The following is a 23,890-nucleotide window of genomic DNA, read 5'->3' on the forward strand; positions in this document are numbered from 1 at the left end:
ACACCACCGAAGTTGAGTCTGTTCCACTCAAGTCTGGTCACCCGGCCTTGGTCCGACGTTCCCGGCCGAGGGGGATGCCGAGGCGCCGTGCCGCGTGATAATTCTCTGTCCAGATCAGTCAACAGGCCGGTCAATCTCGTCGAACGGGCTCCCTCCCATGCGTGGCACCTCCCCCCTCCCGTCCCACCGCGCCCTGAAGCAGCCGCACCGCCCGCCCCGGTGGCTCGTCGTCGTCCTCGTCGGCCTGCTGGCCGGCGTCGTCGCACTGCCGGTGGCGGCGCCGCCCGCGCAGGCGGCCGTCATCCGGCCCTTCACGAAGGTCTACTCGACCCAGACCAACGGCAGCGTGCAGCTCACCGGCAACACGCTGATGACGTGCAGCCCGACGGGCACCAACGGCAGCCAGTGCGCGGGCACGCTCAACGGCACCCTCGACCAGGGCAACAACGGCCTGACGATGGTGCGCCTCGACGTCGACAACGACGCGACCACGTCGTCCAGCTCGACGGCCAACCTCACGCTGCCCACGGGCGCGACGGTGCTCAAGGCCTACCTGTTCTGGGGGGCCAGCGCGAGCCTGGGCACCGCGACGAGCACCACCATCAAGTTCCGGACGCCGAGCGCGGGCTACCAGACGCTCACCTCCGACGTCGTCGACAAGCAGGGCACGTCGCACTACAGCGCCTACCGCGACGTCACGAGCCTGGTGCAGAACAGCGGCACCTACGGCGCCGCCGACGTCGTGCTCACCGACAACCAGTCCGACAAGTACGCGGGCTGGAACCTGGTCGTGGTGGTGGCCGACCCCAACGCACCGCTGCGCGACCTGTCGGTGTTCTCCGGCTACGCCTCGGTGGCCTCGGGCGAGACCGCCAACGCCTCGATCTCGGGCTTCCTCACCCCGCCGAGCGGCACCGTGAACTCGCGCGTCGGCATGGTCGTCTACGAGGGCGACAAGCAGCTCACCGGCGACCAGTTCACGATCAACGGCACCGCCCAGACCGACGGCAGCGCGGGGTCGACGACCAACTTCTTCGCCAGCCGCATCAGCAGCGACGGCGTCATCCTCGCCAACCGCAACCCGGCCTACGTCAACAGCCTCGGCACCGAGACCAAGTCGTTCACCACCACCTCGATCCCCAACAACGCCACCTCGGCCAACCTGTCGTTCACCAGCAGCGGCGACGTGTACTTCCCGGCCGCGCTGACCACGCAGGTCGACCTCTACGCCCCCACGATCTCGGGCACCAAGACCGTCACCAACCTCACCCGCGGCGCCGGCACGGCGCAGGTGGGCGACACGCTGCGCTACTCGCTGAGCTTCACCAACTCCGGCGACGACAACGCGACCAACAGCGTCGTCCGCGACGTGCTGCCCGCCGACGTGACCTACGTGCCGGGCTCGATCCGGGTCACCGCGGGCGCCAACACCGGCGCCAAGACCGACGCCGCCGGCGACGACGTCGGCGAGTACGTCGCCGCCTCGCGCACCGTGCGCGTGAGGGCCGGCACGGGCGCGAGCACCACCGCCGGAGGCACCCTGGCCAAGGGCGCCGTGCAGACGGTGACCTTCGACGTCACCGTCGACGCGACCGGATCGGGGACGACGCTCACCAACGTCGGCCTGCTCGACTACCGCGCCCCGCAGATCGGGCGCGACTACACCTACACGACCGGTCCGGCCGAGACGCCGGTGGCGGCGCGCGCCGACCTCGCCATCACCAAGCAGGCCTCGCCCGAGCCCGTCGACGCGGGCTCCGAGATCACCTACACGCTCACCGTCACCGACAACGGGCCCAACCCGGCCACCGGCACCGTGGTGAGCGACACGCTGCCCGCCGACACCACGTTCGTCTCCGCGACCGTGCCGGGCGGCTCGTGCACCCAGGCGAACGGCACCGTGACCTGCACCCTCGGCACCGTGAACAACGGCGCGACCCGCGCCGTCACGGTCGTGGCGCGCGTGCAGCCCGGCTTCACGGGCACCGGTGTCACCAACGTCGCGACGGTCACCTCCGACGTCAGCGACCCGGTGCCCGGCAACAACGCCGCGTCGGCGGCGTCCACGGTCACCACCAGCGCCGACGTCGCCGTCACCAAGGTCGGGACGCCGACCAACCCGGTGCCGGGCCGCGACGTCACCTACACGATCACCGCGACCAACAACGGCCCGTCGACGGCGCGGTCGGTGGTCGTGGCCGACACCCTGCCCACGGCGTTCCTCACCTCTCCCGCGGTCACCGCCACCACGCCGTCCGGCACCTGCACGGTCACCGGACGCAGCGTCTCGTGCCCGGTCGGGGCGCTCGCGCCCGGCGCGTCGGCGACGGTCACCGTGACCGCCCGCCTCGACCCCTCGTACGCCGGCGGGGCGATCGCCAACACCGCGACGGTCTCGACCACCACCCTCGACCGGGTGCCGGGCAACAACAGCGCGACGGCGTCGAACACCCCCGGCGCCGCCCAGGCCGACCTGTCGATCGACAAGACGACCACCACCTCGCCGGTCGTGCCCGGCCGACCGGTGCAGTACGTGCTCACCGTCACCAACAACGGCCCCTCCGACGCCGCCGGCGTGCGCGTCACCGACACGCCTCCGGCCGCGCTGACCAACGTCGTCGCCTCCCCCTCGCAGGGCACGTGCACCACCGCCGTGGTCTGCACGCTCGGGGCGGTCCCCGCGGGCGGCTCGGCCACCGTCGTCGTCGACGCCGTCGTCGCACCGACCGCCACGGGCCAGCTCGCCAACACCGCCTCGGTCACCGCCACGACCGCCGACCCCGACGGCGCGAACAACAGCGACACCGCCACCGACACGCTGCAGCCGCGCGCCGACCTCGCGGTCACCAAGACCGCCCCGCCGACGACGTCCGGCAACCCGGTCACCTACACCGTCACCGTGACCAACCGCGGGCCGTCGGTGGCCGGCGACGTCGTGGTGACCGACCCGGTGCCCACGCCGCTGACCCTGCAGTCGGCCTCGTCCGACCGCGGCACCTGCACCACCACCGGCGCCACCGTGCGCTGCGCCGTCGGCAGCCTGCCGGTGGGCGCCACGACCACCATCACGATCGTGGCGGGCACGCCGGCCGACGGCAGCGGCGCCGGCGCCGTCAACACCGCCACGGCCACCACGACGGCCCTCGACCCCGACACCACCAACAACAGCGCCTCGCACACCCTGACCGGTGGTGCGCAGGCCAACCTGGCGCTGCAGAAGTCGGCCTCGCCGAGCCCGGTCGTGGCCGGCGGCCCGATCACCTACACGCTCACCGCCACCAACGCCGGCCCCAGCAACGCCACCGGCGCGACCATCACCGACACCGTCCCCGACTCCGTCGTCATCGGCACCCTGCCCGCGGGCTGCACCCGCAACGGGCAGGTGGTCACCTGCACCCGCGCCGCCCTGAACACCGGCGACACCTGGACGGTCGTGCTGCCCGGCACGGTCGCGCCCGGCACCGCGTCCGGCGCGATCGTGGCCAACACCGCGACGGTGGCGGCCGCCGGTCCCGTCGACCCGTCGCCGGCCGACAACACCGCCACCACCCGCACCCCCGTCGTCACCCGGGCCGACCTGCAGGTCACCAAGACCGGCCCGACCTCCGTGGTGGCCGGCAGCGTGGTCGACTACACGGTCACCGTGCGCAACCTCGGGCCCTCCGACGCCACCGACGTGCAGGTGCTCGACGACCTGCCCGGCAACGCCGCCTTCGTCAGCAGCCCCACCTGCAGCTCGGCGCCGGCGACGCCCGGCACCCTCACCTGCGACCTCGGCACGGTGCCGGCCGGGCAGACCGCCACGGCCACGGTGAGGGTGCGGGTCGACCCCGCCGTCACGGGCGGCAGCGTGGTCAACACCGCGCGCGTCAGCAGCGCGACCACCGACCCGGTCGTGGGCAACAACACCGGCCAGACCAGCGCCACGGTGCAGACGCGCACCGACCTCACCGTGGTCAAGAGCGTCACGCCCGTCCCGCTCGTCGCCGGCCGCCCGGCCGCCTACGACGTCACGGTCACCAACAACGGACCCTCCGACGCCGCCGGGGTGCGGCTCGTCGACGTCCTGCCCGCCGGAGTCACCCTCACCGGCACCAGTGCCGCCGGCGGCAGCTGCTCGGGCACGACCACCGTCACCTGCACCCGGGCGGTGCTGTCCGCGGGCGCCACGTGGACGGTGCGCCTGCAGGTCGCCGTCGCGGCCGGCGCCACCGCGAACCAGGTCAACCAGGCCAGCGTCACCAGCACCACCACCGAGCTCACCCCCGGCGACAACCAGACCAGCATCAGCACCCCGGTGACGGCGGCCGGCGACCTCGAGGTCGTCAAGACCGTCGCGCCGAGCCCGCTCGTGGCCGGCCAGCAGGTCACCTACACGCTGACCGTCGTCAACTACGGCCCCGCCGACATGGTGGCCACCACCGTGACCGACCCGCTGCCTGCGGCGCTGAGCGGCGTCCGGGCCACCGTCTCGCCCACGGCGGCCGGCACCTGCTCGACGGCCGGTGGCACCCTGTCGTGCAACCTCGGCACGCTGGCCGACGGTCCGACACCGGTGACCATCACCGTCACCGGGCTGCTCGACCCGGCCTTCGCCGGCGCGAGCCTGTCGAACACCGCCACCGTGAGCAGCACCACGGCCGACCTCGACGCCAGCAACAACCAGAGCACGGCGACCAGCACGGTGCAGACCCGCGCCGACCTCTCGGTGGTCAAGTCGGCCTCGGTCGACACGGTCGTCGCGGGCGTGGCCTTCGACTACGACCTCACCGTCACCAACGCCGGGCCGTCGGTGGCCCGGGCCACGGTGGTGCGCGACACCGTCCCGGCCGGCCTCACCGTGGTCTCGGCCACCGTGGTCGGCGGGCCGGCGTGCGCCGTCGACGGCCGCGCCGTCCAGTGCGCCCTCGGTGACCTGCCGCCGGGCGGCACGCCGGCGCGGATGACGATCACCGTGCTGCCCGACGCCGACCCGCCGTCGAACCGGCTGGTCAACCAGGCCACCGTCGGCTCGCAGACCGTCGACCCCGCGACCGACGACAACACCAGCACGCTCGGCCTCACCGTCATCACCCGCGCCGACCTCGCGATCACCAAGACCCGGACGGCGCCCGCCACCGGCCCGGTCGTGCCCGGGCAGCGCGTCGCCTGGACCATCGCGGTCACCAACCCCGGCGGCCCCAGCACCGCGCGCGGCGTCACCGTCACCGACGCCGTCGACCCCCGGCTGACCGGCGTCACCGCCACCGGCGCGTCCGGCGGCTGCACCGTGGCTGCCGACAACCGGGTCACCTGCTCGCTGGGCAGCGTCGCCGTCGGCGCCGCCCCGGCCACCGTCACGGTCTCGGGCGTCGTGCCCGCCGACTTCACCGGCAACCTCGTCAACACCGCGACGGTCAGCGCCACCACGCCCGACCCGAACGCGGCCAACGACTCCGCCACGGTGACCGAGACGCCGGCCGCCCGCGCCGGGGTGTCGGTCACCAAGACCCGCACCTCCGGCCCCGTCGTCCCGGGCCGCACCGTCACCTGGGACGTCGACGTCACCAACGCCGGCCCGTCGGTGGCCGCTGCCGTCACCCTGACCGACGACCTGCCCGACGAGCTCACCAACGTGACGGCCACGCCGCGGGGCGCCCCGGCCGGCGCCACCTGCACCGTCGGCGCGGCGAACGTGGTCACGTGCCCGCTCGGGTCGCTGGCCGTCGGCACCGCCACCGTCACCATCACCGCGCGCGTGCCGGCCTACTACACCGGGGCCCTCGACAACACCGCCGTCGTCGACTCCCCCACCGACACCACCCCGGCCGACAACACCGCCACCTCGACCGGGACGGCGCAGCCGAGCGCCGACCTCGCCGTCACCAAGACCCGCACCTCGGGCCCGGTCGTGCCCGGCTCGGCGGTCACCTGGCAGGTCACCGTCGACAACCTCGGCCCCTCGCGCGCCACGGGCGTGGTCGTCACCGACGACGTGCTCGACGCGCTCACCGGCGTCGTCGCCACCGTGCCCGGCGTCCCCGGCGCCTGCACCGTCACGGCGGGCGGCGCGACGCCCAACCTGGTGCGCTGCGAGCTCGGTGCCATCGCCCCGGGCGACCCGCTGGTGACCGTCACCATCACCGGCGACCTGCCCGCCGGCTACACCGGCCGGGTCGACAACACCGCCGAGGTCACCAGCGCGGTGCCCGACCCGGCGGCCGGCAACAACAGCGCCACCGTCGACGGCTCGGCCGCCCCGCGCGCCGACGTGTCGGTCACCAAGACCCGCACCACGCCCGTCGTCCCGGGCACCCGGCTGTCGTGGACGATCGTCGTCCGCAACGCCGGACCCTCCTCGGCCACGAACGTCGAGGTCGTCGACGAGCTGCTCGACGCGCTCACCGACGTCGCCGTCGACGCGCCCGCCTCGGCCGGGTGCCGGGTCGGCGCGGCCGGCGTGCTTCGGTGCAGCCTCGCCACGCTCGGCCCCAACCAGAGCGTCTCGGTCGTGGTCAGTGGGCGCCTGCCGGCCGGCTTCACCGGCAGCGCCGCCAACACCGTCACGGTCGACTCGCCCGTCGACACCACGCCGGGCAACAACACCGCCACCGCCCCTGGCACCGCCCGGCCCGACGCCGACGTGTCGGTCACCAAGTCGCGCACCAGTGGCCCCGTCGTGCCCGGACGCCGCGTGACCTGGGACGTCGTCGTCACCAACAACGGCCCCTCGGTCGCCCGCTCGGTCACGCTCACCGACGACCTCGTCGACGCCCTCACCGACATCACGGTGACCCCGGCCGGCCTCGACTGCACCGTCGCGGCGGGCAAGGTCGTGCAATGCGACCTCGGCACCCTCGCCGCCACCGGCACCGGACGCAGCGTCACCGTCACCATCAGCGGCCGCGTCCCGCCGTCCTACACCGGCGCGCTCGACAACACCGCCGTCGTCGACTCCCCCACCGACACCACCCCCGGCAACAACACCGACACCTCGACCGGCAGTGCCACCCCGGACGCCGACGTCTCGGTCAGCAAGGCCCGCACCAGCGGACCCGTCGTCCCCGGCCGGCCCATCAGCTGGAACGTCACCGTCACCAACGCCGGCCCCTCGGTGGCCCGTGACGTCGTCCTCACCGACGACCTCGTCGACGCCCTCACCGGCCTCACGGTGTCGCCGTCCACCGGCTGCACCGTCGCCGCCGGCAACCAGGTCACCTGCGACCTCGGCGACCTCCCGGCCACCGGCGCGGGCTCGAGCGTCACCCTGACCCTCAGCGCGGACGTGCCCGCCGGCTACACCGGCGCGCTCGACAACACCGCGGTCGTCGACTCCCCCACCGACACCACCCCCGGCAACAACACCGCCACCTCCGCCGGCAGTGCCGCACCGGACGCGAACGTCTCGGTCACCAAGGTGCGCACCAGCGGCCCGGTCGTGCCGGGCCGCCCGATCAGCTGGAACGTCACCGTCACCAACGCCGGCCCGTCCGTGGCCCGCTCGGTGACGCTCACCGACGACGTCGTCGACGCGCTCACCGGGCTGACGGTCTCGCCGTCCGCCGGCTGCAGCGTCGCCGCCGGCAACGAGGTGACCTGCGACCTGGGTGACCTCGCGGCCACCGGCGCGGGCGCCAGCCGCACGATCACGCTGTCCGCCGACGTGCCGGCCGGCTACACCGGCGCGCTCGACAACACCGCGGTCGTGGACTCGCCCACCGACACCACCCCGGGCAACAACACCGACACCTCCACCGGCACCGCGGCCCCCGACGCCGACGTGTCCGTCACGAAGGTCCGCACCAGCGGCCCGGTCGTGCCTGGCCGCCCGGTCGGCTGGAGCGTCACCGTCACCAACGCCGGCCCGTCGGTCGCGCGGGACGTCGTCCTGACCGACGACCTCGTCGACGCGCTGACCGGGCTCACCGTGTCGCCGTCTGCCGACTGTGAGATCACCGCCGGCAACCGGGTCACCTGCGACCTCGGCGACCTCCCGGCCACCGGCGCCGGCGCCTCCCGCACGATCACGCTGTCGGCCGACGTGCCGGCCGGCTACAGCGGGGCCCTCGACAACACCGCGGTCGTGGACTCGCCCACCGACACCACCCCGGGCAACAACACCGACACCTCCACCGGCACCGCGACGCCGGACGCCGACGTGTCGGTCGGCAAGGTCCGCACCAGCGGACCCGTCGTCCCCGGCCGGCCCATCAGCTGGAACGTCACCGTCACCAACAACGGCCCCTCGGTCGCCCGCTCGGTCACGCTCACCGACGACCTCGTCGACGCCCTCACCGACGTCACGGTGACCCCGGCCGGCCTCGACTGCACCGTCGCGGCGGGCAAGGTCGTGCAGTGCGACCTCGGCACCCTCGCCGCCGCCGGCACCGGACGCAGCGTCACCGTCACCATCAGCGGCCGCGTCCCGGCGTCCTACACCGGCGCGCTCGACAACACCGCCGTCGTCGACTCCCCCACCGACACCACCCCCGGCAACAACACCGACACCTCGACCGGTGGCGCGACGCCGGACGCCGACGTGTCGGTCAGCAAGGTCCGCACCAGCGGGCCCGTCGTCCCCGGCCGCCCGATCAGCTGGAACGTCACCGTCACCAACGCCGGTCCCTCGGTGGCCCGCGACGTCGTCCTCACCGACGACCTCGTCGACGCCCTCACCGGGCTGAGCGTCGACCCGTCCGCCGGCTGCACCGTCACGGCGGGCAACCAGGTCACCTGCGACCTCGGCGACCTGGCCGCGAGCGGGGCCGACGCCTCCCGCACGATCACGCTGTCGGCCGACGTCCCGGCCGGCTACACCGGCGCGCTCGACAACACCGCCGTCGTCGACTCCCCCACCGACACCACCCCGGGCAACAACACCGACACCTCCACCGGCACCGCGACGCCGGACGCCGACGTGTCGGTCAGCAAGGTCCGCACCAGCGGCCCGGTCGTCCCCGGCCGCCCGATCAGCTGGAACGTCACCGTCACCAACAACGGCCCCTCGGTCGCCCGCTCGGTCACGCTGGCCGACGATCTGGTCGACGCCCTGACCGACGTCACCGTGACCCCGGCCGGACTCGACTGCGACGTCACCGCGGGCAACCAGGTCACCTGCGACCTCGGCGACCTGCCGGCCACCGGCGCGGGCTCGAGCGTGACGGTGACCGTCACCGGTGACGTCCCGGCCGCCTACACCGGCGCGCTCGACAACACCGCCGTCGTCGACTCCCCCACCGACACCACCCCCGGCAACAACAGCGCCACCTCCACCGGCACGGCGGCCCCGGAGGGGAACGTCTCGGTCAGCAAGGTGCGCACCAGCGGCCCCGTGGTGCCCGGCCGCCCGATCAGCTGGGACGTCACCGTCACCAACGCCGGCCCCTCGGTGGCCCGCGACGTCGTCCTGACCGACGACCTCGTCGACGCCCTCACCGGCCTGAGCGTCGACCCGTCCGACGACTGCGAGATCACCGCCGGCAACCAGGTCACCTGCGAACTCGGCGACCTCCCGGCCACCGGCGCCGCCGCCAGCCGCACCGTCACGCTGACCGCCGCCGTGCCGGCCGGCTACACCGGCGACCTCGACAACACCGCCGTCGTCGACTCCCCCACCGACACCACCCCCGGCAACAACACCGCCACCTCCGCCGGCACCGCGGCGCCGGAGGCGAACGTGTCGGTCAGCAAGGTCCGCACCAGCGGACCCGTCGTGCCCGGCCGCCCGATCAGCTGGAACGTCACCGTCACCAACGCCGGACCGTCCGTGGCCCGCTCGGTGACGCTCACCGACGACCTGGTCGACGGCCTCACCGGGCTGAGCGTCGCGCCGTCCGACGACTGCGAGATCACCGCCGGCAACGAGGTCGCCTGCGACCTGGGCGACCTCGCCGCGACGGATGCGGGCGCCACCCGCACGTTCACGCTGTCGGCCGAGGTGCCGGCCGGCTACACCGGCGCACTCGACAACACCGCGGTCGTCGACTCCCCCACCGACACCACCCCGGGCAACAACACCGACACCTCCGCCGGCACCGCGACGCCCGACGCCGACGTCTCGGTCAGCAAGGTCCGCACCAGCGGACCCGTCGTGCCCGGCCGCCCGATCAGCTGGAACGTCACCGTCACCAACGCCGGCCCCTCCGTCGCCCGCTCAGTGACGCTCACCGACGACCTCGTCGACGACCTCACCGGCCTGAGCGTCGCGCCGTCCGACGACTGCGAGATCACCGCCGGCAACCAGGTCACCTGCGACCTCGGTGACCTCCCGGCCACCGGCGCGGGCGCCACCCGCACGATCACGCTGTCCGCCGACGTGCCGGCCGGCTACACCGGCGCGCTCGACAACACCGCCGTGGTCGACTCCCCCACCGACACGACGGCGGGCAACAACAGCGACACCTCCACCGGCACTGCCGCCCCCGACGCCGACGTCTCCGTCAGCAAGATCCGCACCAGCGGCCCGGTCGTGCCCGGCCGCCCGATCAGCTGGAACGTCACCGTCACCAACGCCGGCCCCTCGGTGGCCCGCGACGTCGTCCTGACCGACGACCTGGTCGACGCCCTCACCGGGCTGACCGTCGACCCGTCCGCCGACTGCGAGATCACCGCCGGCAACCAGGTCACCTGCGACCTCGGCGACCTCCCGGCCACCGGCGCGGGCGCCACCCGCACGATCACGCTGACGGCCGACGTACCGGCCGGCTACACCGGCGACCTCGACAACACCGCCGTCATCGACTCCCCCACCGACACCAGCCCCGGCAACGACACCGACACCTCCCCCGGCACCGCCCAGCCCAGCGCCGGCGTCTCGGTCTCGAAGACCCGCACGAGCGGGCCCGTCGTGCCCGGCACGCCGGTCACGTGGGACGTCAGCGTCACCAACAGCGGTCCCTCGGTGGCGCGCGCGGTCGTGCTGACCGACGAGGTGCCGGCCGCCCTGACCGGGGTGACCGCCGACCTGCTCGACGGCGCGGCCGACGCCTGCACGGTCACCGGCTCGAGCGTGGAGTGCGTGCTCGGTGACCTGCCCGCCACGGGTTCCGGCAGCCAGGTCGTCGTCCGCATCGGCGGCGACCTGCCGGCCGGCTTCACCGGCGACCTCGACAACACCGCGGTCGTCGACTCCCCGACCGACACCACCCCGGCCGACAACACCTCGACGTCGGCCGGCACGGCTCAGCCCGCCGCCGACGTCTCGGTCACCAAGACGCGCCCCTCCGGCGAGGTGGTGGCCGGCACGCCGGTCACCTGGCGCGTGGTGGTGACGAACAACGGGCCGTCGGTCGCCCGCACCGTCGTCGTGGCGGACGACGTCGAGCCGGCGCTGACCGGCGTCACCGCCGTGACCGACTCCGGGGCGAGCTGCACCGTCTCGGCCCGGAACGAGATCGACTGCGCGCTCGGCGACCTCGCCGTGGGCGACCCCGTGACCGTCACGATCACCGGCGGCGTCCCCCCGAGCTACACCGGCACGCTCGACAACACCGTCGTGGTCGACTCGCCCACCGACACCACGCCCTCGAACAACACCGCCACCGTGCCCGGCGACGCGTCGTCGGTGGCCGACGTCAACATCGTCAAGGCCCGCACCAGCGGCCCGGTGGTGCCGGGCCGGGCGGTCACCTGGACCCTCACGGTCGGCAACGCCGGACCGTCGACGGCCACCGCCGTCGTGGTCGACGACGACCTGCTCGACGCGCTCACCGACGTCACGGCCGAGGGGCCGGCCGGGGTCGACTGCACCATCGGCGCCGGCAACACCGTGCAGTGCGAGCTGGGCGACATCGCGCCCGGCGACCAGGTCGTGGTGACCGTGCGCGGCCAGGTGCCGGCGTCCTACACCGGCGGCGCGGCCAACACCGCCACGGTCGTCACGACGCCGCCCGACGGCAACCCCACCGACAACACCTCGACCTCCGACGGCGACGCCGTCCCCGAGGCCGACGTCTCGATCGTCAAGACCCGCACGAGCGGAGCGGTCGTGCCCGGCCGGCCGGTCGCCTGGAGCCTGCAGGTGCGCAACGCGGGCCCGTCGATCGCGACCGACGTCGTCGTCGAGGACGACCTGCCCGACGAGCTCACGAACGTGGACGTCGACGCCCCGGCCGGCGTCGAGTGCTCCCTGACGGCGGGCAACGCCGTCCGGTGCGAGGTGGGCGACCTGGCCTCGGGGGCGGCCGCGGCCGTGGTGGTCACGATCACCGCCGACGTGCCGGCCGGCTTCGTCGGCGACGTCGACAACACCGCCACCGTCACCTCGCCGACCGACTCCACGCCGGGCAACAACAGCTCGACCTCACCCGGGACGGCGGAGCCTGCGGCCGACGTGTCGATCGACAAGGTGCGCACCGTCGGCCCGGTCGTCCCCGGTCGCCCGGTCAGCTGGGACGTCACCGTGACCAACGGCGGCCCCTCGGTGGCCCGCGACGTCGTCGTCACCGACGACCTCGTCGACGCCCTCACCGGAGTCACCGTCACCCCCGCCGGCCTCGGCTGCACCGTCGGCGCCGGCAACGAGGTGCGCTGCGAGCTGGGCGACCTGCCCGCGACCGGTTCCGGCTCGGCCGTGACCGTCACGATCACCGCCGACGTGCCGCCCGGCTACACCGGCGACGTCGACAACACCGCCGTGGTCGACTCGCCCACCGACACCACCCCGGGCAACAACAGCTCGACCTCGTCGGGGACGGCGCAGCCGACCGCCGACGTGTCGATCTCGAAGACCCGCACGATCGGGCCGATCGTCCCGGGCCGCCCGGTCAGCTGGGACGTCACCGTGACCAACGGCGGCCCCTCGGTGGCCCGCGACGTCGTCGTCACCGACGACCTCGTCGACACCCTCACCGACGTGACCGTCACCCCCGCCGGCCTCGGCTGCGCCGTCGGCGCCGGCAACGAGGTGCGCTGCGAGCTGGGCGACCTGCCCGCGAGCGGCGCCGGCTCGACCGTGACCGTCACGATCACCGCCGACGTGCCGCCCGGCTACACCGGCGCGCTCGACAACACCGCCGTCGTCGACTCCCCGACCGACACCACCGACGACAACAACGAGGCGACCTCACCCGGCACCGCCCAGCCGGCGGCCGACGTCTCGATCTCGAAGACCCGCACCATCGGGCCGGTCGTGCCCGGCCGACCGGTCAGCTGGGACGTCACCGTCGTCAACGGCGGACCGTCGGTGGCCCGCGACGTCGTCGTCACCGACAACCTGGTCGACACCCTCACCGGCGTCACCGTGACCCCGGCCGGCCTCGGCTGCACCGTCGGCGCCGGCAACGAGGTGCGCTGCGAGCTGGGCGACCTGCCCGCCACCGGCGCCGGCTCGACGGTGACCATCTCGATCACCGCCGACGTGCCGCCCGGCTACACCGGAGCGCTCGACAACACCGCCGTCGTCGACTCGCCGACCGACACCTCCCCCGACAACAACAGCTCGACCTCAGCCGGCACCGCCCAGCCCGCGGCCGACGTGTCGGTCTCGAAGACCCGCACGAGCGGCCCGGTCGTCCCGGGCCGACCCGTCAGCTGGGACGTCGTGGTCACCAACGGCGGGCCCTCGGTGGCCCGCGACGTCGTCCTCACCGACGACCTCGTCGACGCGCTCACCGGTGTGACCGTCACCCCGACCGGGCTCGGCTGCACCGTCGGCACCGGCAACGAGGTGCGCTGCGAGCTGGGCGACCTGCCCGCGAGCGGCGCCGGCTCCGCGGTGACCGTCACGATCACCGCCGACGTGCCGCCCGGCTACACCGGGGCGCTCGACAACACCGCGACCGTCGACTCGCCGACCGACACCTCCCCCGGCAACAACAGCTCGACCTCGCCCGGAACCGCCGAGCCCGCGGCCGACGTCTCGATCACCAAGACCCGCACCAGCGGCCAGGTCGTCCCCGGCGGCCCGGTCAGCTGGGACGTGGTCGTCGCCAACGGCGGCCCCTCGGTCGCCCGCGACGTCGTCGTCACCGACGACCTCGTCGACGCGCTCACCGGCGTGACCGTCAACCCGACCGGCCTCGGCTGCACCGTCGGCACCGGCAACGAGGTGCGCTGCGAGCTGGGCGACCTCGCGGCCACCGGTGCCGGCTCCACGGTGACGATCACGATCACCGCCGACGTGCCCGCCGGCTTCACGGGCGCGCTCGACAACACCGCCGTCGTCGACTCCCCGGCCGACACCACCGACGACAACAACGAGGCGACCTCGCCCGGCACCGCCCAGCCGGCCGCCGACGTGTCGATCGACAAGACCCGCACCAGCGGCCAGATCGTCCCCGGCCGACCCGTCAGCTGGGACGTGGTGGTCACCAACGGCGGGCCCTCGGTCGCCCGCGACGTCGTCGTCACCGACGACCTCGTCGACACCCTCACCAGCGTCACCGTCACCCCCGCCGGCCTCGGCTGCACCGTCGGCGCCGACAACGAGGTGCGCTGCGAGCTGGGCGACCTGCCCGCGAGCGGCGCCGGCTCGACCGTGACCGTCACGATCACCGCCGACGTGCCGCCCGGCTACACCGGAGCGCTCGACAACACCGCCGTCGTCGACTCCCCGACCGACACCACCGACGACAACAACGAGGCGACCTCGCCCGGCACCGCGCAGCCGGCGGCCGACGTCTCGGTCTCGAAGACCCGCACCAGCGGCGCGGTCGTGCCCGGCACACCGGTCGCGTGGGAGGTCGTCGTGACCAACGGCGGCCCCTCGGTCGCCCGTGACGTCGTGCTCACCGACGACCTCGTCGACGCCCTCACCGACGTCGAGGTGACGCCGGCCTCGCTCGGCTGCACCGTCGGCACCGTCGGCACCGGCAACGAGGTGCGCTGCGAGCTGGGTGACCTGCCGGCGTCCGGGGCCGGCTCGACCGTCACGCTCACGGTCTCGGCGCAGGTGCCGGCCGACTACACCGGCGACCTCGACAACACCGCCGTCGTCACCTCGCCGACCGACACCACCCCGGGCAACAACAACTCGACCTCGCCCGGGACGGCGCAGCCGGCGGCCGACGTGTCGATCTCCAAGACCCGCACCAGCGGGCAGGTCGTGCCCGGCTCGCCCGTCAGCTGGGACGTCGTCGTCGCCAACGGCGGCCCGTCCGTCGCCCGCGACGTCGTCGTCACCGACGACCTCGTCGACACCCTCACCGGCGTCACCGTCACCCCGGCCGGCCTCGGCTGCACCGTGGACGCCGGCAACGTCGTCCGCTGCGAGCTGGGCGACCTCGCGGCCACCGGTGCCGGCGCGACGGTGACCGTCACGATCGCCGCCGACGTGCCCGCCGGCTACACCGGGCGGCTCGACAACACCGCCGGCGTCACCTCGCCGACCGACACCACCGACGGCAACAACACCTCGACCTCGCCCGGCGCGGCGCAGCCGGCGGCCGACGTGTCGATCTCCAAGACCCGCACCAGCGGGCAGGTCGTGCCCGGCACGCCCGTCAGCTGGGACGTCGTCGTCACCAACGGCGGCCCCTCGGTCGCCCGCGACGTCGTCGTCACCGACGACCTGGTCAACACCCTCACCGGCGTCACCGTGACCCCGGCCGGCCTCGGCTGCACCGTGGGCACCGGCAACGAGGTGCGCTGCGAGCTGGGCGACCTGCCCGCCACCGGCGCCGGCGCGACGGTGACCATCTCGATCACCGCCGACGTGCCGCCCGGCTACACCGGAGCGCTCGACAACACCGCCGTGGTCGACTCGCCGACCGACACCTCCCCCGGCAACAACAGCTCGACCTCAGCCGGCACCGCCCAGCCGACGGCCGACGTCTCGGTGACCAAGACCCGCACCAGCGGACGGATCGTGCCCGGCGGCCCGGTCTCGTGGGACGTCGTCGTCACCAACGGCGGCCCGTCGGTCGCCCGCGACGTCGTGCTCGTCGACGACGTCGTCGACGACCTGACCGGCGTCACGGTCGTGCCGGCCGGGCTGCCGTGCACCGTCGGTGACGGCAACGTCGTCCGCTGCGACCTCGGCGACCTGCCGGCGTCCGGCGCGGGCTCGACGGTCACGGTGACCGTCACCGCCGCCGTGCCGGCCGACTACACCGGCGACCTCGACAACACCGCCGTGGTCTCCTCGCCGACCGACACCACCACGCCCGGGAACGACACCTCGACCTCGCCCGGCACCGCCTCGCCCGACGCCGACGTGTCGGTCACCAAGACCCGCACCAGCGGGCCGGTCGTGCCCGGCCGGCCGGTCTCGTGGTCGGTCGTCGTGACCAACGCCGGCCCGTCGGTGGCGCGCGACGTGGTGCTCACCGACGACCTCGTCGACGCCCTCACCGGCGTCGAGGTGACGCCGGCCTCGCTCGGCTGCACCGTCACCGCCGGCAACCTGGTGCGCTGCGAGCTGGGCGACCTGGCGGCGTCCGGCGCGGGCTCGACCGTGACGCTCACCGTCTCGGCGCAGGTGCCGGCCGACTACGAGGGCGACCTCGACAACACCGTCGAGGTCGACTCACCCACCGACACCACCACGCCGGGCAACGACACCGCCACCTCGCCCGGCACCGCACAGGGCGAGGCCGACGTCTCGATCACCAAGACCCGCACCAGCGGGCCCGTCGTGGCCGGCAGCACCGTCTCGTGGGACGTCGTGGTGACCAACGCCGGCCCGTCGACGGCGCGCGACGTCGTCGTCACCGACGACCTCGTCGACGAGCTCACCGGCGTCGTCGTCACGCCGGCCGGCTGCAGCGTGGCCGCCGGCAACGTCGTCCGCTGCGCGCTGGGCGACCTGGCGGCCTCGGGACCGGGGTCGTCGGCCACCGTCACCATCACCGCCCAGGTGCCCGGTGACTACGCCGGACCGCTCGACAACACCGCCGAGGTCTCCTCGCCCACCGACACCACCCCGGGCAACGACACCGCGACCTCGCCCGGCAACGCCGAGGGCATCGCCGACCTGTCGGTCACCAAGACCCTGCGCGGCACGGCCGTCCCCGGACGCCGCGTCACCTGGGACGTCGTGGTCGCCAACGCGGGCCCGTCGGTCGCGCGCGACGTGATCGTCACCGACCGGGTGCCCGACGTCGTGGACGACGTCCGCGCCACCGGGCCGACCGGCACCACCTGCGAGGTCACAGGCGGACTGGTCACCTGCACCACCGCGGTGCTGCGACCCGGCGAGACCGTGGCGCTGACGGTCTCGGGCCGACTCGCGCCCGGGGCCACCGGAGAGCTGGTCAACACCGCCTCGGTGGCCGGTGCGCAGAGCGACCCGACGCCGGCCGACAACACCGACACCAGCACCGAGCCGCTGGCCCCCTCGGCCGATCTCGCGGTGACCAAGGCGGTCACGCCGGCCGCGCCGCTGCAGGGCGGGCGGGTCACCTTCACCCTCACCGTGCGCAACCTCGGACCGTCGACCGCCACCGGCGCCACCCTGCGCGACCCGATGCCGCGCGGCGTGCGCGACACCGAGGTCGTCGCCGACGGTGGCAGCCGGTGCGAGGTCACGGCCGCGGGTGGCCGCGACGTCGTCGCGTGCGACCTGCCCGCGATCGCGCCCGGCGCACGGGTGGTGGTCCGGGTGAGTGGCCGGGTGGCCGAGGGCCTCGAGGGCACCCTGAGCAACACCGTGGTGGTCGCCGCCGGCGACCAGCCCGACCCGGTGACCGGCAACAACACCGACACGGTGACCACCGGGCCGGTCGAGGGCGCCGACGTCGGCGTGGTGAAGACCGCGCTGGCCGAGACGGTCGACGCCGGCGAGCAGGTGGGCTACCGCATCGTCGTCACGAACGAGGGCCCGGCCACCGCGCGCGACGTCGAGCTGGTCGACCGGCTGCCCGAGGGCCTGACGGTCGCCGCGACCGAGGTGCGGCCGCCGGCGACCGGGCGGTCGTGCGCCGCCGAGGACGACGACACCGTGCTGCGGTGCGCGCTCGGCGACGTCGCGGCCGGCGACGCCGTGACCGTCGTCCTCACCGCCGACGTGGGCACCGAGGTGGCCGGCCGGGTGGTCAACGGCGTCGAGGTCACGGCCGCCACCGGTGACCCCACGCTCGACGACAACACCGACGAGGCGACCGTGGTCGTGGTCGGCGTGGCCGACGAGGGCGACACCGACGACCCCGACGGCCCGGACGGCCCGGACGACGGGGGCACCGGCACGCCCGGTGACGACGGCGGCGACGACACCGACGACGGGGGTCTGCCGGGCACCGGCGCCGGGCCGTGGCTGCTGCCGATGCTGCTCGCGGCCCTCGGCTCGCTGGCCGCCGGCCTGCTGCTGATGCGCCGCTCGCGACGGTCGTGATGCGTCCAGAAATTCAGCTCTTCGGCTGACTGGGCGGCCCTGGCCGCTTACGGTGGTCGCGCACTGTGTCGATGCGCGGCCACCGTGGGCCGGCCGGAATGGGGGGACGCCGCAGTGACGAGCTACTCCGTCGCGCTGTCGCGCCTCCACCTGCGCGCGCACCCGGAGCCGTCGTGACGTGGCTGGTGTGGGCGCCGGCCAACGGCGTCATCGCGCTCGCCTACCTGGCCATCGGCTTGGTCATCGTGGTGCCCCTGGCCCGCGCGCGCCGGCTGCGCGGCAACCCGCTGGCGCTCGCCACCGCCGCCATCTTCCTCACCGGTGCCGTGCACCACGGCGCCCTGGCCACCCACCTGTGGGGCTGGCCGCTCGTGGTGTGGAGCGTGCTGAGCGCCGTCGCCGCGTGCTGGTACTGGTCGCTGCGCCGCAGCTACCGCTCCTTGACCATCGGGCCCCAGCTCTTCGACGACGTCCGGCGCCGTGAGCAGCAGGCCCTCGAGCTGAACGACACCGTGCTGCAGTCGCTGGTGGTGGCCAAGCTGGCCCTCGACCTCGACGACCCCGAGCGCGTGCAGCGCGCCCTCGACTCCTCCATCGCCGCCGCCAGCAAGATGGTCACCGACCTGATCGGCGAGGCGCCGGCGAGCACGTTGCTGCGCAGCGCTCCCGCCGAGGTCGGCGCCGTGCTGTCGACCGACGCCCCGGTGACGCCGTGACGACGGCCGACCTGCTCACCACCGCCCCGCCGATGCGGGTCGTGGTCGTCGACGACACCGCCGACCTGCGCGACCTGCTGCGGCTCGCCCTGACCCGCGGCGGGTTCGACGTGGTGGGCGAGGCCGGTGACGGCCGCGAGGGCATCGAGGTCGTCGCCCGGCACCAGCCCGACGTCGTCCTGCTCGACCTCGCCATGCCGGTGATGGACGGCATCGAGGCCCTGCCGCGCATCCGGGCGCGCTGCCCCGGGGCGACCATCGTGGTGCTCTCGGGCTTCGGGGCCCAGCAGATGTCGGCGCGCGCCCTCGCGGCCGGGGCCGACGGCTACGTGCAGAAGGGCGCGCCCCTCGGCACGATCCTCAACTACGTCACCGACCTGGTGGCCGGCACGCGCGGCGCCGGCGACCCGGTCGTCGCGCTGCCGCCGGCGGGCGAGCCGCGGTCGCCGGTGCCCGCCGCCGGCCCGGCGCGGACGCCGTCCGCTGGCGACGCGCTGCGCATGGCGCCGATCGGCATCGTCGAGGTCGCCGACGAGCCGCAGCTGGGCATCGTGCAGGCCAACCCGCTGGCGTCCCGCCTGCTCGGGACGCCGCCGCCGGGCGCCTCGCTGCTGGCCGTCGCGCCCGAGCTGGCCGCGCTCGTCTCCTACCACCGGCTCGACTCCGACGCGACGTTCGAGACGACGGTCGCCGGCGCCCGGGTCGGGGTCGCGCTGCGGCGCACGCCGACGTCCGTGCTGGTCTACCTCGACTCCGGGGCCGAGGACGTCGGCCTGCTGCGCCGCGCGATCGCCACCACGGCGCACGAGGTGCGGGGGCCGGTGGCGGTGCTCACCGGCATCGCCGAGACGCTGGCCTGGGACGGCAACCTCATCCCGCCCGAGCAGAACAAGCGGCTGATGGACTCGGTGGCCCGGCAGGCGCGCATCCTCGACCGGATCACCGCCGACCTGCTGACCGCCGCGCAGATCCAGCGCGGCACGCTGCGCATCGACCTGCAGGTCGTCGACCCCCGGGCCCTGGTGCTGAGCACCGTCGACGGCCGCTGGGAGGTCGACCTCACCGTCGACGACGACCGGCCGGTGCTGGCCGACCCGCTGCGGGTCGAGCAGATGCTGACCAACCTGCTCAGCAACGCACAGAAGTACGGCGCCGCCCCGTTCTCGGTGGTCGTGCGCGGCGACGGCGCCCGGCTGTGCCTCGACGTCGTCGACCGCGGCGCCGGCGTCCCCGCCGAGTTCGCGCCGCGGCTGTTCCGCGAGTTCGCCCGCGCCGACGGCACCTCGGCCACCGGCACCGGTCTCGGCCTCTACGTCGTCCGCACCCTCGCCGAGGCCCAGGGCGGTGACGTCTCCCACGCCCCCCACCCCGACGGCGGCTCGGTCTTCACCATCACCCTCCCCGCCGGCTGACCCACGGGCCCTGAGCCTGTCGACGGAGGTCTCGAGGCTCGTCGCCAGGGCTCCTCGCACCTCGACCACCGTGAGCCCGACCTGACGGTGGTCGAGGTGCGAGGCCGGCCACGGCCGAGCCTCGAGACCCCGCGAGATCCACGCCGACCCGACCCACGGACCCTGAGCCTGTCGAAGGGACGACGCACGCGAACGTCCCCCCGGTGCCGTCCACCGCGACCACGGGAGGGGGCGGTGGGGTGGGGGCGGCACTAGCCTCGCGTGCATGAGCGTCGACTGGAGCCGCTACTCGGCCGTGCTGTTCGATCTCGACGGCGTCATCACGCCGACCGCGGAGGTGCACATGCGGGCGTGGGCGCGGATGTTCTCCGACTTCCTCGCCTCGCGCGGGGCGGAGGACTACACCGACGCCGACTACTTCGCGCACGTCGACGGCAAGCCGCGCTACGACGGCGTCCGCGACCTGCTGGCCTCGCGCGGCATCGAGCTGCCCGAGGGCACCCCCGACGACCCGCCCGACCAGGCCGAGGGCGAGGAGACCGTCTGCGGGCTCGGCAACCGCAAGAACGACCTGTTCGGCGCCGTGCTGCGCGAGGAGGGCGTCGAGGCCTACCCCGGCTCGCGGCGGCTGGTCGACCGTCTCCGCGAGGACGGGCTCAAGCTGGCCATCGTGTCGTCGTCCAAGAACGCCCCCGACGTGCTCGAGACCGCCGGCGTGACCGACCTGTTCGAGATCGTGGTCCACGGCGGCGTCGCCGCCGAGCGCGGCCTGAAGGGCAAGCCGGCCCCCGACACCTACCAGGCCGCGGCCGACGAGCTCGGCGTCCCCTACGAGCGCGCGGTCGTCTTCGAGGACGCCGTCAGCGGCGTCGCGGCGGGCCATGCCGGCCACTTCGGTCTGGTCGTCGGCGTCGACCGCGGCGCCGGGCACCAGGCGCTCACCGACGCCGGCGCCGACCTGGTCGTCGACGACCTCGGCGAGCTGGTCGAGCCGTGAGCCGCCGCCACGGTCGCCACGGCGCCAGCCACCACGCCCCGCCGGCGGTCGACCCGCTCGACCGCGCCCGCTTCCCCGTCGACGAGTGGCGGCTGGTCGAGACCCGGTTCGAGGCCGACGACCTCGGCACCACCGAGTCGATCTTCAGCGTCGGCAACGGCTACCTCGGCTTCCGCGGCAACCACCAGGAGAGCCGCGACTTCCAGGCCAACGGCACCTTCGTCAACGGCTTCCACGAGACCTGGCCGATCCAGCACGCCGAGGAGGCGTTCGGCTTCGCCAAGGTCGGCCAGACCATCGTCAACGCCCCCGACACCAAGGTCATCCGGCTCTACGTCGACGACGAGCCGCTCGAGCTCTCCACCGCCGACCTCGTCGACTACGAGCGCGTGCTCGACCTGCGCGACGGCGTCCTCACCCGCCGCGTCGTGTGGCGCACCCCGAGCGGCAAGCGGGTGCGCGTCGACGCCACCCGCATGGTCTCCTTCACCCAGCGCCACCTGGCGGTGATGACCTTCGAGGTCACCCTGCTCGACGACGCCGCGCCGGTCATCGTCAGCTCGCAGATGATCAACCGCCAGGACGCCGACGTGGGCGCCTCGGTCGAGCTGGCGCGGGCCACCGAGAAGCTCGACCCGCGCAAGGCCAGCACGTTCTCGCACCGGGTGCTGATCCCCGAGAACGACCACGGCGTGCTGCCCGACGGCCGGCTCGCGCTGCGCTACAAGTGCGCCCAGAGCGGGATGACGATCGCGCTCGCCGTCGACCACGACCTGCAGACCGAGAACACCTTCTCCCACCACGTCGAGCGCGGCGACGACATGATCAAGGCGATCTACAAGGTCGACGCCCGGCCCGGCCAGCCGATCCGCCTCACCAAGACCGTCAGCTACCACACCGCGCGGGTCGTGCCCTCGCGCGAGCTGCTCGACCGCTGCGCGCGCACCCTCGACCGCGTCGCCGAGGAGGGCCTCGACAAGCAGGCCACCGACCAGCGCGCCTGGCTCGACGCGTTCTGGGCGCGCTCGGACGTCGAGATCCCCGGCCAGCCGGCGCTGCAGCAGGCCGTGCGGTGGAACCTGTTCCAGCTGGCGCAGGCCTCGGCGCGTGCCGACGGCCACGGCATCCCGGCGAAGGGGGTGACGGGCTCGGGCTACGGCGGTCACTACTTCTGGGACACCGAGATCTACGTGATGCCGTTCCTGACCTACACCTCGCCCAACACCGCCCGCAACGCGCTGCGCTTCCGCAGCTCGCTGCTCGACTCCGCCCGCCACCGCGCCCGTCAGCTGGCCCAGCGGGGGGCGCTGTTCGCCTGGCGCACCATCAACGGCGAGGAGGCCTCGGCCTACTACGCCGCGGGCACCGCGCAGTACCACATCAACGCCGACATCTCCTACGCCCTCAGCCAGTACGTCCGGGCCACCGGCGACTACGAGTTCCTCGACCGCCAGGCCATCGACATCCTCATCGAGACCGCGCGCATGTGGGCCGACCTCGGCTTCTGGCGCGACGAGGACGGCGGCGCCTTCCACATCCACGGCGTCACCGGCCCCGACGAGTACACGACGGTCGTCAACGACAACCTGTTCACCAACGTCATGGCCCGCTACAACCTGCGGCGGGCGGCGGCGTCCGTGCGGTTCATCGAGCGCAACCGGCCCGAGAACCACGCCGCGATGGTCACCCGCGTCGGCCTCGCCGAGGGCGAGGTCGAGGAGTGGGAGCGCTGCGCCAAGGCGATGACGGTGCCGTTCGAGGACCACCTCGGCATCCACCCGCAGGACCTGCACTTCCTCGAGCGCGAGATGTGGGACCTCGGCCGGACGCCGGTCGAGAACCGGCCCCTCCTGCTGCACTACCACCCGCTGGTGATCTACCGGTTCCAGGTGCTCAAGCAGGCCGACGTCGTCCTGGCGCTGTTCCTGCTCGGCGACGACTTCACGCTGGAGCAGAAGAAGGCCGACTTCGACTACTACGACCCCATCACCACCGGCGACTCCACGCTCTCGGCCGTGGTGCAGGCGATCATCGCCGCCGAGGTCGGCTACCACGACCTCGCGCTGCGCTACTTCCACGCCGCGTTGTTCGTCGACCTCAACGACCGTCACGGCAACACCTCCGACGGCGTGCACGTGGCCTCCACCGGCGGCGTCTGGAGCGCCCTGGCGTGCGGGTTCGGCGGGTTCCGCGACGTCGACGGCGCCCGCTGGCGCATCGACCCGCGGCTGCCCGACGGTTGGGAGTCGCTGACCTACCGGATCACGCTGCGCGGCACCCGGGTGCGCGTCACGGTGCGCCAGGCCGAGCTCGAGCTGACCGTCGAGGACGGCGACGGCGAGCTGACCTTCGACGTCCGCGGCGAGAACGTCACCGTCGGGCCCGGCTCCCCCGCCACCGTGCCGCTCGAGGGCCACGGCCCGCGTCTCGACGGCGAGCCAGCCTCCCCCGTCGGCACCCGGCGCGCCGACGGCACGGCGATCACCGCGACGGTGCCGTCGGGCGAGTGAGGGGGCGG

The 23,890-nt window shown here is 74.1% G+C and carries 5 protein-coding genes; all 5 read left to right on the forward strand.

Annotated features, from left to right (window positions below; genetic code table 11):
- The first annotated feature begins 157 nt into the window (after window positions 1-157).
- Entirely contained in the window at window positions 158-18,247 is an 18,090-nt protein-coding gene (locus ABEA04_RS20355; protein WP_345463201.1) for a hypothetical protein, read from the forward strand.
- A gap of 173 nt (window positions 18,248-18,420) precedes the next feature.
- The gene (locus tag ABEA04_RS20360; protein WP_345463204.1) at window positions 18,421-18,963 is read left to right on the forward strand and encodes a hypothetical protein; all 543 of its coding nucleotides are present in this window, start codon (window positions 18,421-18,423) and stop codon (window positions 18,961-18,963) included.
- Entirely contained in the window at window positions 18,960-20,375 is a 1,416-nt protein-coding gene (locus ABEA04_RS20365; protein ID WP_345463207.1) for a hybrid sensor histidine kinase/response regulator, read from the forward strand. Before ABEA04_RS20360 ends, ABEA04_RS20365 begins: the two co-directional genes overlap by 4 nt.
- 265 nt (window positions 20,376-20,640) lie before the next feature.
- Entirely contained in the window at window positions 20,641-21,372 is a 732-nt protein-coding gene (locus tag ABEA04_RS20370) for an HAD family hydrolase (protein WP_345463210.1), read from the forward strand.
- On the forward strand, window positions 21,369-23,882 hold the full coding sequence (locus ABEA04_RS20375; protein ID WP_345463212.1) for a glycoside hydrolase family 65 protein: 2,514 nt from the start codon (window positions 21,369-21,371) through the stop codon (window positions 23,880-23,882). Before ABEA04_RS20370 ends, ABEA04_RS20375 begins: the two co-directional genes overlap by 4 nt.
- Window positions 23,883-23,890: the final 8 nt, after the last annotated feature.

The organism is Nocardioides marinquilinus (assembly GCF_039543705.1).
Taxonomy (GTDB): Bacteria; Actinomycetota; Actinomycetes; order Propionibacteriales; family Nocardioidaceae; genus Nocardioides; species Nocardioides marinquilinus.

Bases quoted from the DNA above. Each gene is read 5' to 3' on its own strand.
- ABEA04_RS20370 (WP_345463210.1), top strand. From the start codon at position 20,641: ATGAGCGTCGACTGGAGCCGCTACTCGGCCGTGCTGTTCGATCTCGAC.
- ABEA04_RS20355 (WP_345463201.1), top strand. From the start codon at position 158: ATGCGTGGCACCTCCCCCCTCCCGTCCCACCGCGCCCTGAAGCAGCCG.